Origin of the sequence: Enterococcus sp. DIV1059_2 (assembly GCF_051713685.1) — a bacterium.
Taxonomy (GTDB): domain Bacteria; phylum Bacillota; class Bacilli; order Lactobacillales; family Enterococcaceae; genus Enterococcus_D; species Enterococcus_D casseliflavus.
In genome coordinates this window covers 2652815-2667873 of sequence record NZ_JBIOQK010000001.1, presented here as the reverse complement: position 1 = coordinate 2667873, position 15059 = coordinate 2652815, and the positions used below count along the sequence as shown (strand labels likewise).

Below are 15059 nucleotides of genomic sequence, written 5' to 3'. Positions count from 1 at the left end.
GAAAGACTATGGAAGAAATATTGAATCAGATTCTTGAAGAGCAGCGTAAACAAACAGAAATCCTCCAGTCTATTGATAGCAGACTGAAGGAGAAAGATAAATTATACGGAGAAGATTTTTTTAATGAAATAAATAAGTTGTCCAAAGAATTTGAGAAAGTCCACTCTATAAATCCAGAAAAGATTTATTTACTTGCGGTCTTAGATAGTTCGTTTGGAGCTCAGAGTATGACCTTAAAGAAACTTCTATTTTCTTTATGAAGGTTTTTCTGGATGTAATAATTTTTAGTTTTACATTGTCAGGCAGAGGACTATCGTACCTAAAAACTAAAGTTCCTAGATGTACAGAATAAGGTTCTATTACTATTGGAGGGATTAGCTTAGGTACTGAATTAAAATCATAAACTATTTCAATAGTCGATCCAACAAGACCTGGATTATTATTGGGTACAGTTACTTTATAATGATCACCCGTCGCATCTGAATATCTAACATTGGCAAAACTGTCTACTTGGAATTCGGTTATGGTAATTGGCAAGCTACTCTCGTTAGTGATAGAAATATCAACGAAAAATCTGTAATCATCAAAAATATAGGTGTCAGGATAAGTGCTGTCCCATCTATCTGGTTTCATTTCTCTAGGACGTCCGGTAAAATTTACGTCTAATTTTGCTCGTCTAGACCAAACCGTAAAATAAAAGGTCATTAAAGAAATGCCGATAGATAAAAGAGGCAACCCAAATGAAATAAGTTTTTCGAACATTTTTTCACCTCGCTTTCTAAATCAAGTATATCAAATAAAATAAATCGGAGGGCAATATGTTAAAAGCGTTAGATATAAATAGGCAGACAGTTGCCTATCTGCAAAATGCAACAAAAGTCAGCTACGAGAAGCAAACCAACAACATATGGTCTGCTTCTTTTTGTTTGCCGCTAGATGATCCAAAAGTTGATAAAGTGCAGCTACTAGGCTTTGTGGAAATCACAGATAATGACGGCGAAGAAATTGGCTTGTTTCGAGTCATGCCAAGTGAAACAACTTTTTCTGTTGAATCAAAAGAGGTCAAATTTGAATGCAAGCATGTGTTGAGTTTGCTAATGGATAGCGTGATGTTTCGTTATCACGAGATCAAAAAGAATACGACTACTACACAAGTGTTGCAATATCTTTTAGGGCTGCAGAAAGTCAAACATTGGAAATTGGGTACGTGTGAGTTTATCCGATACTTTCAATATTCTTGGGAAAACGAAAACGGATTGATTGATGCGATTTGGAGCATTCCGCAGCCGTTTGATGAAGAATACATGTGGACCTTTAACACAACCAGTTATCCATGGACCATTAATTTGATCAAGCCGCCAACTGAAGTAACAGCACGTGTTTGGGAAGGTCATAACTTAAAAGGATTTAAAGTGGAAACCAATCCGAACCAGACGATTAACCGTATTTATCCGCTTGGTCAAGGTGAAGGGGTCAACCAACTGAATATCAAGAAAGTTAATCCAACTGGTCAATATTATGTTGAAGATGCATCAAGTATTGCTAAATACGGCTTAATTGAATATGTATGGGCAGATACTCGTTTCACTGATGCACAATCATTGTATAGTTCGACTGTGGCATTACTCAAGAAATTTAAACAGCCGTTGGTTACTTGGAATATTGATGCAATTGATTTGATTAAGGCCGTGGCCAGAAAACCTGGTCAAAAGGTTCCAAAAATAGACGAGTTGAGACTTGATAAAGTGATACAAGTCAAAACAAATAAATTCGGTAAGTTGAATCTACGGATCCTGAAAGAATCGAAATCGGACATGTTTGGAAATCCTCAAGATATACGGCTTACTGTCGGTTATGTGCCTAGTGACCTCGGAACGACACAAGCCGATATTGAACGAAACATTGAAATCAATCAGTTGTATTCTCAAGGTGCGACGAACATTCTCAACTACGATAAAGCTGATAATGCCGATAGCGATTATCCTGTAAAGTTTAGGCTATATATTGATGATGATGTTTCCAAAATCAATACATGCGAATTAACTTTCGAAACATCTCCTTTCCGAGCGTATTCCAAAGGAACAGCTGGCGGCGGCGGATCAGTACAATCTACGAGTTCAGGTGGCGGAAGTGTGCAATCATCCACTAGTGAGGCATCAGGACAAAGTACGAACACAAGCAGCGCCAATGGTAGTCATAGGCATAAAATGTTTACTTTTGAAGGTGTTATCAATCATGAATGGGGGGCTGCTAATACAGCCAATGTTTTTATGGGATATAACAGGAATATGCCAATATATGTGGACGGATCTTCTCAGACGGGTGATCTTTATACTGCAGAAGCAGCTGACAATCATACCCATACCGTTACTACGCCAGCGCATCAGCACAATGTAACTATCAACATTCCAAATCATGTGCACACTATAAATGTTCCTGCACATACGCATGATATTGAGTATGGCATTTTCGAGGATAGTAGCACTGCGAACCAAATTGTTTTAACAGTAGATGGTAATGTTGTTCCTGGGACAAATACAAGCCGGGAACGGTTTGATATTGTCAGCTACCTATCTAAGCAAGAGGACGGCACAATTAATCGTGGTTGGCATGAGATTACAATGAAACCGAATAGACGTGCACGAATTGAAGCGCAGATCACAATGCGAGTATTTATCAAATCGCAATTAGGAGGAGATTTTTAATGGCCAATAAAGTAGTAAAAATTCAGATGCAAGGAAAAGAACCAGAAGTAATCGAAGTTGAAGATTTTAATTTAAAATCCGACTATTATGATTATGTCCTTGGAACTGTTAAGGATCCGCATGGCAACCTGATCCAAGGGGTCATGATTGGTGATAATCGTTATGTTCGTATTATTGATGTGGTGGATATTCGTGTAGAGGAATCGGAAGGTGATGTTGATGGTACAAATCAAGAAAATTGATGCCACGGATACGCTTAATTCAGGCAGGCAGAAAATTAATACTGCTATCGATGCTCTTGTGAATTCGGAAGGTAATACAGTCAATGTCGGTTTCAATGAGTCTTTTGATACATTAGCTGACTTACAAGCAAAATACCCCTCTGGCGCGTCCGGTATGTTCTTTGTGTTCAACAATGGAAATAGCGATGGCGGTCATAGTTATATGTGGGTTGATGGCGCATGGAAGGATTTGGGTATTTATCAAGGTAAGGAAATTGCAGACAAATCCATTGAAACTCGCAAATTAGATTTAGGTATAGTAAAAACAAAAACAAGTTATAATTTGTGCGTTCAAGAGAATATTTATTGGGACAAGTTTGTTAACTACCAAAATGGAAATATCATCAACAATACAGCCTATTGTTATGTGAAAGGCAAGATTAATCCATTAGAAAGCATTTTAATTTACGGAACAACAGAGCAAGGGTGTTTCTTAACAGAAACAGGAGGTTACATCAGTGGATATCAAAATGTAGCAAGTTTCCCTAGTACGATTCCTTCTAATGCATATTACATCGTACAGACTTTTAAGAAAACTCAGATTGCGGATGCTTTTATTGGACCTAATGAAGGGCAAAAAATTGCTGGCGATGTTTTGGATGTTAAAGCAATAGACGATGCATCTATACCTGCAATCAAAAACAAATTAACATATTTTGTTCCGCATGATTTTAACAGCTTTAAATCCGAAGATAGAGTTATAGGGGTTTTTATTAATTACAGCACAGGAGCAGAAACAAGTGCTTCGGGATATGCTGCAAGTCCTACGCTTGAAATCGATCCTAGGTTAAGATGGGAAATTTTAGGAACAACAGAACAGTTAGCTTTTTATGATTCGTTTGGAAGATATAGGGGGGGATTAACACATGCAACGAAACTTAGAGAAACCGTATTATCCGATAGAATCAGAAGTATACGCATATCTATGAAAGAAGATCAAGCAAGTTCAGTAGTTTTAAGGCCCGTTCAGGAATTGAACAGTGATTGGATCACAGAAGATAATGCTCAAAAAGTAGGTGCAATTTTGGGCATAGAGGGAGGTTTAGTTGTATCAGTTAAAAAAGATGGTACAGGAGATTATACGAGCCTGAGAAAAGCAATAGAGGATTCTGCAGAGGGAACGACTATTAAAATATACGATAGTTTTAATCTGGAAGATGAATACTCTGAATCAGAGATTAAAAATACTAGTTTTCAAGGTTATCCTTCTTATAAAAATCAAACCTTAGAAGGGATTGGCGATATTACCATATCAGGGAATTTGGACCCAGATGTTTTTTCGGATGATGATATCAAACGAGTATCTACAATTACCAGTTTGGGCAACGGTAAATTGAAAAATCTGATAATAATCGGTGAATCCGTTCGATATGCTTTCCATCCTGAAACACACGCGGATTATCTAAAATGTACGGACTGTTCGTTTATTAAAAAAAATGCAGGAACATATTGCCAAGCTATGGCAGGTGGTACAAGAAGTGGTCAGGAGCATATTTATGAAAATTGTATTTTTGAAACTGAATGGACAGGTGAATTTGATGTTCCAGCAAGTTATCACACTAATAACAATTTCGAATCTTCATCTACAAACAGCTTTGTAGATTGCAGTTTTACAGGGAAAGGAAATAGTGGGTTGAGATTCGGAGGAATGCCTAGCGGTCAAACTAATATTGTAAATCTGATTGGTAATAGATTAAGTTCTTTATACTTGAAAGAAGAAGTTACAAGTAGTGGGTCGGGCATTGATTATTTGATACGTGGCAGAGGCAACAGAAGTATAACTGCATATGTCCGTAATACTAATGATAATATAAAACCCAAATTCGATTTTGTGGAAGATATTGTAGTAACAACATATTAATATGGCGGACAATCATCATTGGTTGTCTGCTTTTTTGGCTAATCGTGTTGTGGATTATATTTTAGGAAAGCAGGTGGCGTATGAAAAATCTAATCATACTAAAATGGGATAGTTTAGTACTAAGTGTTGTTTCGAATTTATACGGAACAATGCTTCTTTTTTATCCCCAAATTCTTCAAGGTTATCAAGTATACGACTTAATTGACGAGATATTTGATAATCAATTTATTGGCGCAGTTTTCATAATCTTAGGATGCCTAAAGCTTATTGGAATTTGGGTGAACAACAAAAAAATCAAACATGGATCACTCATTTTGTTGGCAACTGTTTGGTCAGTCTTTTCAGTTTCTTTTTTACTAACACCGCCACCGAACACTGTGTGGACTTTTTCGCTTGGAATGGCTGCTCTTGCTTTTGGAATAGCCCTAAAGGAGGGCTAGCATGGATGCACAGCAAATTACGCTAATCTTGGTAGCATTGGTTACTTCAACTGGTACCTATCTTGCGACCAAATCGACGAACAAAGTCAGCTTGCAGAATGAGAATGTCAAGAATGCAAAAGCCCTATATGATCAATATGTTGCGATAAACAAAGAGCTGCAAGATAAAGTTGATAAGTTAGAAAAGAAAGTAGAGCAGTTGCAAGAAAAATATGAGAAGGAAATTGCATTTTATAAAGAGGAAATTGACCGTTTGGAAGATGTTATTGATGTTTTGGAAGGCGAAAATGAAACATTAAAAAATGAGAATAAAATTTTGAAAGGTGGAATTTGAAATGGATTTGAAATTTTTGCAGGAGTATTTAGTGCCAGTAATTGTCGTAGCTTGTTTAGTAGTGGGGTATTTGATCAAGTCAACGCCGGTATTTGCAGCAGTGGCCAATAACTACATTCCATTGATTGTTATCGTCTTAGGAGCAATCCTAGGAGCAATCATTAACGGGCTGACAGTTGAAGCGATTGTTTATGGTGCGGTTAGCGGGATTGCTTCAACAGGGATGCATCAACTATTTGTACAACTATTAAATCTAAGCGGTAATGATCAGAAACCAGACTATGGAGATGGCCAAGAATTCACAGACAAGAAGGAGTAGCCTAGCGGCTGCTCTTTTCTTTTATAGAAAGGATGATAGAGAATGTCTGTATCAGCAAATACGATTTTAACAGAAGCAAGAAAATATCTCGGTACAGTAATGGGAACTACTTCCCATAAAAGCATCGTCGATAAGTACAATGCAACAAAGCCGCTTCCAGTCGGCTATCAAGTGAAATACACCGATGACTGGTGTGATACGTTTGTCAGCTTTATCGGAATTAAAACTGGCGCAACTGATTTAATTGGTCGTGAGTGTGGGGTACAGCGTCATATTGATATCTTTAAATCTAAAGGGATTTGGATTGAAGATGGAAGAACCACACCTAAAGCAGGAGATATTGTATGCTTTAACTGGGATGATTCCACACAACCCAATGATGGCTGGGCGGATCACATTGGATTCGTTGAATCTGTTTCTAATGGCGTGATCACCACTATTGAAGGCAATTACGGGCGCCAAGTAAAACGGCGTACGATGCCAGTAGGATGGGGCTATATCCGAGGGTATGCTCGTCCAGCTTATGGCACTTCAACATCATCAGGGGGCACAGCAGGTCAAAAAACGATTGAAACAATCGCGAAAGAGGTGATCAATGGCGCTTGGGGGAATGGTGACGACCGCAAGAATAAACTAGCAGCTGCCGGTTACTCCTATGATGCAGTACAAGCGAAAGTCACTGAGTTGTTAAAAGGCTCTTCAAGCAGTCAAGCATCAACCAATCCATTTGCCAATATCACTGTAAATGATAAGTGGGATGGCGAGTTGAATGGTTATCTGCAACGATACTATGGCACAACCATTGATAAAGTGATCTCTGGCCAAATCAAAGGCGATTGGAATGCGGGAATGACCGGTATTCAGTTTGGAACTGGTGGCAGCGATTTAGTCGCGGCAATCCAAAAATATTTAGGCTTGAAAGTCGATCGCAATATGGGACCAGGTACCATTGGTTCTATGCAAGCTAAAGCTGGCACTTCTGTTGATCGAAAAATTACACGACCATCGGCACTTGCTAAGCAGATTAAGACGAACTTAAAAACTAAAGGAAAACCATGGTAAACAAATAGCCCGCTTCTGCGGGCTTGTACATAATTCATATTCGTTTTACTTGCAGTAACCAAGTTTATCCTATAGATTAGTAGGTGCGTGCAATACTCTACGAGGAGTATTAGGCGATAATGCTTGGGGAAGTGTGCCTAGTACTCTTCGATTTTTTTATTTTAGCATTATTTCAATGTAATAGATATTATTGATTAGAAAATCGTCATAAATTGGTTGAGTTTGATTAGTAAAAGGTGTAGTGTAGTTTCATACCCGATCAATATTTTTTGTTTCATACTTCTTTTTATGTTCCATCCTATGAAAGTAGGGTGGCTTTTTGTTGAATTAATAAACGATATTTTGTAAAATGGAATCATAGCCTTGACCGGGGCTATTTCATTTTATATCTTTTTTCAGGCCCACTCTCCTTGAGGGTGGGTTATTTTTGAGCAGAAGGTTTGAACAATTTGTAAATAGTTAATATAATCAAATTACCTTATAAAAAACTTTTTCATCTAATTGTGCCACTCCTCCCCGGGAGTGGTTTTTTTGCAAAAAAAAGCACAGCATATTCTCATATGCCGTGCAAGTGGAACTATGTTCCGTCATCATAATAATCATCATATAGTAATTTACTTAATAGGAAAAGTAATACGCTTATCGAACATTGATATTTTCAAATTCAATCATAATCTTCGTCTTGCCAATCACCGAATACTTCTTCACAACAAACTGCTTCCGATCGTTAAACTCACCAGCGACAACGATTTCCATTCCCTCATCCACATCTGCCAAGAAGTTCAAACTATGTGCAGCAATCAAACAGTTTACATCATCCAAAGAGAACCGCACCAAAGGGGTCTTGCTCATCTTCAACACACGTATCTTCGAAACATAGCCTTTCATCGATTTCATAACAATCGCCTCCATAAGCTTGTACATGATAGCGACAATCCGTTTTACCTAAAGTGACAGCAACATAAAACTCGACACATTTTGCGCCGTATAAAGCTTCCTGAGATTCAGAAATCGAATTCGGAAATTCATTTATAAACTCAGAAAGAGATAGGCAGCCCTGCTCATATTGACTGATTATGTTCATATTAGTTACCGCCGGGCTTATACTTAATGCTAGAATCATATTTTCGAAGAATCTTGACTTGAGTCCTAACATGATCAAATAGATAGTTCTCACCGTCTTTTTTAAATACAAAAGCCAAAACTTCCGAATACATAGAGTAACTTGTTGGAACCGTAAAATATGGTTTTCCGGTGTTTTCCATTGTTCGAACAAACTGATCGTACATAAAATGTGCCGGTCCCATTCGTTCTATAAACTCGTAGTAATATCTTTCCAATGCGTAGGTTCTTTGATGGGCCAATGGTATTTGCATATCAATCACTCCTTGCAAGAATTATACGAACGTTTGTTCTTTTTGTAAAGGGAGACAACCAATAAAGTGAAAAAAATTATTTTGCACCAATTTTGCATTAACCTTGAAAATAAGCTTATAAATCAATGGTATTAATGGGGGTTTTAGGCTTGTACTCTCCTTATATCAACGCTTTGGAGCGTTTAGCCTATCTTTCGAGATAGGCTTTTTTGTTTGTTGTGGGCAGAAAAATGGGCAGAGAAGCTAACTGACTGCCGAGTTTGCTCGATGACCATCTGAAAAACCCTCAGCTTACACTCAATCGGGAAATCAACAGAAATGTACGCCAATTCGCTGGACTCTTTTTTCTTGTGGTGCGGCAACAAACGAAAAGAATCAATCGGGCAAACGTGCTAAGGCGTATTCAATTTGTTCAGAAGTAAAGCCTTCAAAGGAAAGTTGGCTCGCCACACGCTCATCTGATAAGGATAAATTTTGCGAGTAGCGAATTGCTTTTTTCAAAGCTTGCTCGTTCCAATCGGCATCCACGGTGGCTACGGCAAAGTCTGCTGCGCTCTCAGAAAAATCTTCATAGAGTAGTTGGCGTTTCAAGCTCGACTGAGAAAACGCATTGCTGGATAAGTATCTTTCTGCACGATTCAGTGCATTTCTTTCTTCACGAGAAAGTTGAGGTGTATGTTGCTCGTTGTTTGCGGGTTCTTCTTGTTGCGCACTGCTTGCTTCGTTGTTGCCAGCTGTTTGTTCTCCTTGTGGTTGTTCCATGGAAGTAGCGGCATCGCCAAAGGATTCATTTTTCCCTGATTCGTTACGTAAAGAAAGGCTTAATTGCGCAGTGATGCTATCGAAAGACGCTACATCTTGGTAGAAGGACAAGCCACCATACGAAAACAAGACAATAAAAGCGGAAGCGACAATGAGAAAAACATTTCGATCTCGTTTGTTTTTTTGAGTTATCAACCCAATATAAAATAAGATAATGCCAAAAATGAAACCGATCAAACCGATAAAAAACAAACCAGCGAAAAATATAGCCATAAGCATCCCCCCTAAGAAAACAGTTTCCTAAAGTTAATAGTACTATGTCTGGAATCAGAAAACAGATTTGTCTTTTCATGAATAGAGGAAAAGAATGATTTGACAAATGTAACGTGTATGCTATTAATGGATCATTCATATGTATTAAAGAAGTGACGCTCAAGAATTACTGGTGAAATCGCTAGTAAACGAAATGAAAGTACAGTTGTATCAGTAGGAGGGAAGAAGATGGATTTTCAAGAAAAAGATTACTTCATGCGTTACACAAAAGTTGCGGCACAGGGATTGAGCAAATTTATTAAGCAAGGATCTGTTGATGAAATCTTACAGCTAGATGAACAGCAAAGTGGACAGAAGCAAGAAGCGGATACTGCAAAAGACAAAAGCGAGCCAAAAAACAAGAAAGCACCTAGCTAATTTTTTCCTTAGCGAGGTGCTTTCAGTACGAATCGGTATCCTTCATTTGGATAAACTCCTTATGCAGTTTTTTTCAATTCTTGTACAGCTTGCTCGATCGTAATTCCAGTCGCAAAATGATTCGCATCTTTTTTATCGAAAACGATAAATAAATTCAATTTGGTATCCAGAGTTACACGATATTGTAGATCTGTGTTATAGAATGTCATAGTCATTCTCCTTTCTTAAAACTTGTCATTGAAAGGCAACGGTTAGTTGATAACGAAATTCCATAGTTAGAATAACACTTTTTTTCACATTCGTCCAATAAAACTATCAAACGAACGAATCTGACTGATCCTTTTCAAGAAATCAATGCCTGAGAATGGCAGCAAAAGAAGTTTCCTGGAGTCAGTAAATTCGGGAAAAGTATCTTTGTATATTTTCAGAAAAATAGAATTCATAAAAAATTTCTTAAGAATTTTGAGGATAGCTATTTTCTTAGATAACAAATTTGTAAGATTGAGAGTATGAGTTGGTTGGAAACCTTGATATCATAAGGTTTATCTCCAAATTATATTTTGTGCAAAAATATATTGATTGTATTTTTTTGAAAAAGAGATCGTATCTCTTGAATTCTATGGTATGATTTACTTTAGAAAAATGAAAATGGATTATGAAAACGGATGTGAAAATATGTGCGGAATTGTCGGCTTTGTCAATTCAAAAGACCAAAAAGAAATCATTATTGAACGCATGATGGACCGGATCGTTCATCGCGGACCAAACAGTTCAGGAAAATTTACCGACGACCAAGTAGCGTTAGGGTTTCGTCGTTTATCGATCATCGACTTAGAAGGTGGCTCACAACCGATTTTTAACGAGGATCGAACAAAAGTCATTATTTTTAATGGGGAAATCTATAATTTTCAAGTGTTGCGGGAAGAATTGATCCAAGCGGGTCATGTTTTTTCTACCCATGCGGATACCGAAGTAGTCTTACATGGCTATGAGGAGTGGGGCATTGATGTTTTGCAGCGCCTGCGGGGAATGTTTGCTTTTGCCATCTGGGATACTCAAAAACAAGAGCTTTTCGGCGCACGGGATCACTTTGGGATCAAACCATATTACTATGCGCAAATGAATGGCAGTTTTATGTTTGGTTCTGAAATCAAGAGCTTTTTGCCTCATCCAGATTTCAAGAAAGAGTTGAACCAAGAGGCATTGAAACCTTATTTGACGTTTCAATACTCGCCTTTGAACGGAGAAACCTTCTTTAAAGGCGTTCATCGTTTGCAAGAAGGGCATTATTATTTGTTTAATGAACAGGGATTGACGATCAAGCAGTATTGGGATGCCGATTTTTCAGTGAAAGAAAATCATTCAAGAGAAGAATGGGTCGACAAAATCGATCAAGCAGTCCAGGAATCAATTGCCGCTCATCAAATCAGTGATGTTGAAGTCGGCTCATTTTTATCCAGTGGTGTCGATTCAAGTTACGTAGCTTCTGTCTTGCGACCAGATCGCTCGTTTTCAATCGGGTTCGATGACAAAACCTACAACGAAGCGATCGAAGCCCGCAAATTGACGGAAAAACTCGGTTTGAACAACACAGCAGCGGTCATCGATGGTGAAATGTCCTTTGAGGCATTTCCCTTGATTCAGTATCACTTGGACGAACCAGATTCTAACCCAAGCTGTGTCCCTTTGTACTTTTTAGCCAATCTGGCAGCACAGCAAGTGCGAGTCGTTCAATCTGGGGAAGGGGCAGATGAATTATTTGCCGGTTATGCTGCTTATGGCTTCCACACAAACTCTAAAGCGGTGCGCGTTTTTGCCCAAGGGTTGAAAAAATTGCCACAAAACATCCGCTTTCGTTTGGGACGTCAAATCGGCAAAATGAAAAACTTCCATGGTCGAATCCATCTTTATGAAGCAACGGCACCTGCCCAAGACTTCTTTATCGGGCAAGCACTCGTCTTTGAAGAAGAGGAAGCACTGCAGCTTTTAAAACCAACCTATCAAAAAGGACCCTCTGTTGCTGAAATCGTTGCGCCTCATTACGAGAAAGTCAATGGTCTCAAAGACGAGGTCAATAAGATGCAATATTTGGATCTTCATCAGTGGATGCCGAAGGATATCTTGTTAAAAGCAGACAAAATGTCCATGGCGAGTTCCTTGGAATTACGCGTTCCTTTATTGGATATTGAGATGCAAAAGCTGTCGCAAACAATCCCGACGAAATATTTGATCAATCAAAACAACACCAAAGATGTGTTTCGACAAGCGTCAAACCGTCATTTGCCAAAAGAGTGGGCAAACCGTGAAAAACTCGGCTTTCCTGTACCTATCAAGGCATGGCTGAAAGAAGGAACAGGGTATGAAGCAGTCAAGAGCCTTTTTGAGTCAGACTTTGCGGCAACCTTCTTCGATCAAACAGCCATTTTACAAATGCTTGAAGACCATCGCCAAGGAAAACCGAATCTTCAGCGAAAAATCTGGACGATCTTTACGTTCTTGACCTGGTATAAAGTATTCTTTATTGATGAATCGATTCCAGAAGCCAAAGAAATCGTTTATGAAACACTTTGATTTGAATATGGCAGCAAAAAAAAAGCCGATGCGGACATCCCGCATCGGCTTTTTTTATAGACCTAAATATTTTTCCAAGTAATCGACCATGCCATCTTCCGCATTGGTTTTGTCGGTAACATCATTGGCGATCGATTTTAATTGTTGCGTGCCATTCGCCATGGCAACGCCCCAGCCCGCATAATCTAGCATCTCCAAATCGTTGTGTTCATCACCAAAAGCGATGATATCTTGTCGATCCAAAGACAAAGAATCCGCGATCACCGAAAGACCAAGTGCTTTATGGACCCCTTTTGGTACGATCTCTAAGATGGCTTGAGGTCCGCCCCATGTTCGAACATCGACCGCATCGTCGAATTGATCCTTGATACGTAAAGAAACAGATTCTGCTAATTCATTTTCGGTTTTCACCAGTAATGAAGTGGGGTCCGTTTTTAAATTTGCTAATAGATTTTTTTCGGAAGCATTGCCCGAAAAGAAAAAGTGCTGATCAAATCCGCTTAGGTCATCGATGAAAAAGGTTTCGCGATTTTCTGCTGCCACAAACGTCAGCCCCAGCTGCTCTTTTTGCGCCATGAGCTCAAACGCAATTTCTCGAGAGATCGAGTGCTCCATTTCATTTGCCCAGACTTGTCGAGGTTTATGGACCAACCCGCCGTTAAAATTGACCATTGGTGTTGTGAGCGCCAATTCTTTATAGAACTGATCGCTCATACGAAAAGGTCTTCCTGTAGCGATGGTAACAAAGTGTCCCGCTTTGGTGGCGCGAACCAGTACCTCACGTGTGCGAGGGGAAAGTTGGGATTCAGTATTTAAGGTTGTGCCATCTAAATCAATGGCGATGATTTTTGGTTTCAAAAGACTCGCTCCATTCTCTTATGGTAGTGGCTTAAGTGTAACATATTTCTGTCATTTCACAATACAAGTAAGTTTTCGATAAGTTTTCATAATATTTACAAAGCAAAACACGAACATTAAACGTTTTTGGTTCGTTTTATTCGGAAAAAGGTTTGAAAAGCGAAAATTATTCCCTTATAATTTGTAATTGTTCGATGAAAAGCGCAATTATTCATTTTTTCTTTTCATAGAAACGATTAAAGTTCAGGAGTGAAACATAACATGGAAAAGTTTTTCAAATTAAAGGAGAATAAAACGACGGTTTCCACAGAAGTGATGGCTGGGGTCACCACCTTCTTCGCGATGAGTTATATTTTGTTTGTGAATCCGACGATTTTATCTGCTGCAGGCATGCCGTTTCAAGCTGTTTTCTTAGCAACGATCATCGCTTCAGTGATTGGTACCCTGATCATGGGCTTATTTGCAAATGTGCCTTACGCGCAAGCACCTGGAATGGGCCTTAATGCATTCTTCACCTTTACCGTCGTTTTTGGTTTGGGGTATACGTGGCAGCAAGCATTAGCGATGGTTTTCATCTGCGGCTTGATCAACATTTTTATCACGGTCACTCGTATCAGAAAAATGATCATCCATGCGATTCCAGAAAGCATGCAGCATGCAATCGGCGGCGGGATCGGGATCTTTGTGGCTTATGTAGGGATCAAAAATGCCAACTTGCTAAACTTCAGTGCAGACACTGCGGCAGTGACGGGTTCAGTTGTCGACGGTGAGACGATCGTGAGTGCCAATTTTAATGGGGGGATCGTCCCAGCTTTGGCGAATTTCAATAATGCACCTGTTTTGTTAGCAGTGATTGGTTTAGTAGTGACTACTTTATTAGTGGTGAAAAATGTTCGTGGGGCAATTATTTTTGGTATTTTAGGAACGACGATCATCGGTATTTTGATGGGTGTGGTGGATTTAAGTGCCATTGATTGGCACGGGAATTCATTAGGAAGTTCCATCAGCGAACTAGGCATCACATTTGGCGCTGCGTTTGGCTCTGAAGGAATGGGCTCACTATTCAGTGATTCTGCCAAAATCCCTCAAGTAATCATGACGATTTTAGCGTTTAGCTTATCAGATGTCTTTGATACGATCGGTACCTTTATCGGGACTGGACGTCGTACAGGGATCTTTTCGAAAAAAGATGAAGAAGCGGTTGAAAACAGTAACGGGTTGAACACGAAGATGGATAAAGCCCTTTTTGCAGATGCCGTAGCCACTTCTGTAGGTGCCATCGTAGGGACCTCAAATACAACGACTTATGTGGAATCAGCAGCTGGTATCGGTGCTGGTGGACGCACGGGCTTGACTTCTGTTGTAGTGGCAGCACTCTTTGCAATCAGCAGTATCTTTTCTCCACTGATCTCAATCGTTCCCGCACAAGCGACAGCACCAGCGTTGATCTTAGTTGGGGTAATGATGATGGCTTCGTTTGCAGACATCAAGTGGACCGATCTAGAAGAAGCAGTTCCCGCTTTCTTCGCGTCTATTTTTATGGGCTTGTCTTACAGTATTTCCAATGGGATCGCTGTTGGTTTCATTTTCTACGCATTAGTGAAAGTAGTGAAAGGAAAAGCCAACGAAGTGTCTCCGATCATCTGGGTCGTCAATGCGTTGTTTATCCTAAACTTTGTCATTTTGGCTTTGATCAGTTAAGTTTAATGAAGAAAATCTTTCTGTATGTTACCTGCAGAAAGATTTTTTTATTTGATTATTACTCACGATACGGTATAGTATTTGTGAAAGAAGGTTTGT

16 protein-coding genes are annotated in these 15059 nt (G+C 39.2%); 11 read left to right on the top strand and 5 right to left on the bottom strand.

Annotated features, from left to right (window positions below; translation table 11 throughout):
- The first annotated feature begins 8 nt into the window (after positions 1-8).
- The 8 genes from IGI72_RS12405 (at position 9) to IGI72_RS12370 (ending at position 7002) form a co-directional block, all read left to right on the top strand.
- Positions 9-260, top strand: a complete 252-nt coding sequence (locus tag IGI72_RS12405) for a hypothetical protein (RefSeq protein ID WP_438754364.1) — start codon at positions 9-11, stop codon at positions 258-260.
- A gap of 558 nt (positions 261-818) precedes the next feature.
- Positions 819-2705, top strand: coding sequence for a phage tail spike protein (locus tag IGI72_RS12400; protein ID WP_438754362.1), 1887 nt, complete (start codon positions 819-821; stop codon positions 2703-2705).
- Positions 2705-2947 (top strand): hypothetical protein, encoded by a 243-nt coding sequence (locus IGI72_RS12395; RefSeq protein WP_317723137.1) that lies wholly within the window; start codon positions 2705-2707, stop codon positions 2945-2947. The genes IGI72_RS12400 and IGI72_RS12395 overlap by 1 nt, the downstream gene beginning before the upstream one ends.
- Positions 2925-4847, top strand: a complete 1923-nt coding sequence (locus tag IGI72_RS12390) for a hypothetical protein (RefSeq protein ID WP_438754360.1) — start codon at positions 2925-2927, stop codon at positions 4845-4847. The genes IGI72_RS12395 and IGI72_RS12390 overlap by 23 nt, the downstream gene beginning before the upstream one ends.
- Before the next feature lie 80 nt (positions 4848-4927).
- Positions 4928-5287: a hypothetical protein gene (locus tag IGI72_RS12385; RefSeq protein ID WP_438754358.1), complete on the top strand. Its 360-nt coding sequence runs from the start codon at positions 4928-4930 to the stop codon at positions 5285-5287.
- Position 5288: 1 nt separating this feature from the next.
- Positions 5289-5621: a hypothetical protein gene (locus IGI72_RS12380; RefSeq protein ID WP_074536833.1), complete on the top strand. Its 333-nt coding sequence runs from the start codon at positions 5289-5291 to the stop codon at positions 5619-5621.
- 1 nt (position 5622) lies between these two features.
- Entirely contained in the window at positions 5623-5940 is a 318-nt protein-coding gene (locus tag IGI72_RS12375; RefSeq protein ID WP_438754356.1) for a phage holin family protein, read from the top strand.
- Positions 5941-5982: 42 nt separating this feature from the next.
- On the top strand, positions 5983-7002 hold the full coding sequence (locus IGI72_RS12370; RefSeq protein WP_438754354.1) for a CHAP domain-containing protein: 1020 nt from the start codon (positions 5983-5985) through the stop codon (positions 7000-7002).
- A 639-nt stretch (positions 7003-7641) separates the two neighbouring features.
- Here the strand turns inward: IGI72_RS12370 and IGI72_RS12365 are convergent.
- The 3 genes from IGI72_RS12365 to IGI72_RS12355 form a co-directional block, all read right to left on the bottom strand.
- Positions 7642-7899: a hypothetical protein gene (locus IGI72_RS12365; protein WP_438754352.1), complete on the bottom strand. Its 258-nt coding sequence runs from the start codon at positions 7897-7899 to the stop codon at positions 7642-7644.
- A gap of 188 nt (positions 7900-8087) precedes the next feature.
- Positions 8088-8378 carry a DUF5960 family protein gene (locus tag IGI72_RS12360; protein WP_438754350.1) on the bottom strand — a complete coding sequence of 97 codons (291 nt, stop codon included), beginning with the start codon at positions 8376-8378 and terminating at the stop codon, positions 8088-8090.
- A gap of 375 nt (positions 8379-8753) precedes the next feature.
- The gene (locus IGI72_RS12355) at positions 8754-9413 is read right to left on the bottom strand and encodes an Ltp family lipoprotein (protein WP_438740866.1); all 660 of its coding nucleotides are present in this window, start codon (positions 9411-9413) and stop codon (positions 8754-8756) included.
- Between the two features lie 228 nt (positions 9414-9641).
- On the opposite strand from IGI72_RS12355, the gene IGI72_RS12350 reads away from it, so the two are divergent.
- Positions 9642-9830: a hypothetical protein gene (locus tag IGI72_RS12350; protein ID WP_438740864.1), complete on the top strand. Its 189-nt coding sequence runs from the start codon at positions 9642-9644 to the stop codon at positions 9828-9830.
- Positions 9831-9889: 59 nt separating this feature from the next.
- On the opposite strand, the gene IGI72_RS12345 is transcribed toward IGI72_RS12350, so the two are convergent.
- Positions 9890-10039, bottom strand: coding sequence for a hypothetical protein (locus IGI72_RS12345; RefSeq protein WP_005229155.1), 150 nt, complete (start codon positions 10037-10039; stop codon positions 9890-9892).
- A 466-nt stretch (positions 10040-10505) separates the two neighbouring features.
- On the opposite strand from IGI72_RS12345, the gene asnB reads away from it, so the two are divergent.
- Complete coding sequence (asnB, locus tag IGI72_RS12340; RefSeq protein ID WP_010749664.1) at positions 10506-12401, top strand: asparagine synthase (glutamine-hydrolyzing); 1896 nt, start codon at positions 10506-10508, stop codon at positions 12399-12401.
- Positions 12402-12455: 54 nt separating this feature from the next.
- Here the strand turns inward: asnB and IGI72_RS12335 are convergent, their stop codons facing one another.
- Positions 12456-13259: a Cof-type HAD-IIB family hydrolase gene (locus IGI72_RS12335; RefSeq protein WP_005229159.1), complete on the bottom strand. Its 804-nt coding sequence runs from the start codon at positions 13257-13259 to the stop codon at positions 12456-12458.
- Between the two features lie 261 nt (positions 13260-13520).
- On the opposite strand from IGI72_RS12335, the gene IGI72_RS12330 reads away from it, so the two are divergent.
- Positions 13521-14960, top strand: coding sequence for an NCS2 family permease (locus IGI72_RS12330; RefSeq protein ID WP_005237180.1), 1440 nt, complete (start codon positions 13521-13523; stop codon positions 14958-14960).
- The last annotated feature ends 99 nt before the right edge of the window (positions 14961-15059 follow it).